The 534-nt window shown below is 46.3% G+C and carries 1 protein-coding gene; it reads left to right on the top strand.

What is annotated here, in order from left to right:
- The coding region (locus tag LJC66_RS27395; RefSeq protein WP_230933928.1) for a cadherin-like domain-containing protein at positions 1-534 on the top strand (534 nt) is incomplete at both ends.

Below are 534 nucleotides of genomic sequence, written 5' to 3'. Positions count from 1 at the left end.
CGTTTGATCCAGATGGAGAAGTGCTGACGTATAGCTTACAAGATCCGCCAACAAACGGAGTGGCAGTGGTAAATCCAGATGGTACGTTCACCTATACGCCGAATGGCAATTATAATGGTCCGGATACGTTTACGGTGTTAATAAGCGACCCGTCGGGCGCATTTATAGTAACAAATGTATTTGTGACGGTCATACCAGTGAACGATGCACCAGTGGTGCCGAATTATGAGTTTGTGATCAATGAAGATACGAGTTTAAGTAGCCAAGTGGTAGCAACGGATGTGGACGGTAATCCACTAACGTACGGATTACTGACAGGTCCAGCAAATGGAACAGTGGTAGTCAATCCAGACGGAACCTACACGTATACGCCAAACGAAAATTACAACGGGGTAGATAGCTTTAGCGTCGTAGTAAGCGATGGCCAAGGAGGAACGGCTGTTTCAACGATTACAATTACGATTCTGCCAGTAAATGATCCACCAGTAGGTCCGGTGGTGGTAACGTTGGTTACCAATGAAGACACGGCAGTAT

It is taken from the genome of Priestia sp. TSO9, assembly GCF_021029645.1.
Classification (GTDB): Bacteria; Bacillota; Bacilli; order Bacillales; family Bacillaceae_H; genus Priestia; species Priestia megaterium_E.
The sequence above is the reverse complement of the archived record's forward strand: the minus strand, read 5'-3'. Positions and strand labels throughout refer to the sequence as shown.